The organism is Bartonella sp. AA9NXGY (assembly GCF_042196845.1).
Taxonomy (GTDB): Bacteria; Pseudomonadota; Alphaproteobacteria; order Rhizobiales; family Rhizobiaceae; genus Bartonella.
This window is the reverse complement of sequence record NZ_JBHIRB010000071.1, coordinates 1-1,665: the sequence shown is the minus strand read 5'-3', so window position 1 is coordinate 1,665 and position 1,665 is coordinate 1. Positions and strand designations below refer to the sequence as shown.

Genomic DNA, 1,665 nt, shown 5'->3' with positions numbered 1-1,665 from the left:
TGGAATAGTGCACCACGTATTTTTTATAGTGCAATTGAAAAATAAGAAGGTATCAAGTTTATAAAATATAAAAAACATGGTCATGATATATTTGATGTATTGCAAAGCTCTTTAATACTTTGCAATACGTTGAATTCTATCGGGAATGGATTACTATGTTGTGTAGAGAATTTTGTTTCAAAACATTCTATTGGGAAGAGAGGTTATTTATCTCGATAAATTCTACGTGTATAGATATTAATATTTGATGTTTCAATTTATATGTATAGAAAGTAATAAATTTGTTTGTTGCAAAAGACAGGTGTAACGAATAAAGCAAAGTTTAGTGTTTCTGAAAAAATGGGGACTTTATAAAATGTTTTGGTGAGAAAAACTGTTGTATGCGGGTACGCGGGGAAACATCAAGCTACTCTTCTCATACCTCAGGTTACATTCCTTATGACTTAAAATATGATAATCTATAGGTTCGAAGCTGTTATTTGATACGGAGTTATAATAAAGTTCGAATTTTCTTCTGAAGAAGGGTGAAAATGGTTACGAAAAAATTTATTCAGGATCATCAAAATATCAAATTGTTTTGAGGCTTTTGAAGCAATTAGAGTAGCGCTTTGATGATACTTTTTAGAAAATCGCAAGAAGAAACTTGAAAAAGAAATCTTTTTAATGAAGCAAGGAAGGATTTTGGTCTGATATGCTCTGAATTATAAGTGCCGTGATGTCGTGTGCTATTGTGCGTGATAGCTTCATTTTAATCAGATCGTTTTGCGTTGCATATGTTCGTTTGTTCTATACGTATTTGGGAGGGAAGGAGCTTTTGAAAAGTGGCTGCTGCTTTTAGAGATTTTGATATTTTACCTCTAGGAGGCGTGTTTTCTAAGCATGATCTTATCATTTTTGCATGTTGTCACATGAGAAGTTATACAATAACCTTAAATCTTAAAAGGAAAATTCTATGAACGGGAAAAGAAAAATATTGAAAAAGGGCAGTTCTTTTGTTTCTGCTGTTCTTGCAATGGGGATGTTTGTGCAACAAGTTTCAGCGAAAACACCTGCCGATACGCTTGTGATGGCTTGGAATCTTGATACAATAAGTACATTTGATCCCGCACAAATCAATGACCGTTATGGTAATGAAGTTCTTGTTAATGTTTGTGATAATTTAGTCGTTTCTGCTACAGATGATGCTGCTAAAATGGTTCCTTCTTTAGCGAAGAGTTGGGATGTTTCAAGTGATGATCAGAGTACGGTGATTACTTTTCACTTGCGTGATGGTTTAAAGTTCAATGATGGTCGTCCTGCGAATGCCAATGATCTTGTTTGGGGTATGAAGCGGGTTGTTCAATTGAAGATGGCTACTGCGGCGACATTTAATGAATATGGGATTACAGAACAAAACGTTGATGAGGCTTTTCAAGCACCGGACGACAAAACGGTGGTGATGAAATTTGATAAACCTTATCCAGCAGAGCTCATTCTTAGCCATTTTGCCACTAGTCGTACTCTTGCTTTGCTTGATCGTGAGACACTCATGAAACACGAAAAAAATGGTGATATGGGAAACCGGTATTTGGCAAGCCATTCTGCTTGCGTTGGTCCTTATCAGCTAGAGAGTTGGCGCCCTGGAGAAGGAATTTTGTTGCGTGCAAGCTCCAATTATTGGGGGGA

Annotated in this window: 1 protein-coding gene; it reads left to right on the top strand. The window is 36.1% G+C overall.

Annotated elements, in window-relative coordinates:
- Positions 1 to 952: 952 nt before the first annotated feature.
- Positions 953 to 1,665 (top strand): ABC transporter substrate-binding protein (locus ACFIM6_RS09820; RefSeq protein ID WP_375612666.1); only part of this gene is annotated, 713 nt, incomplete at its 3' end.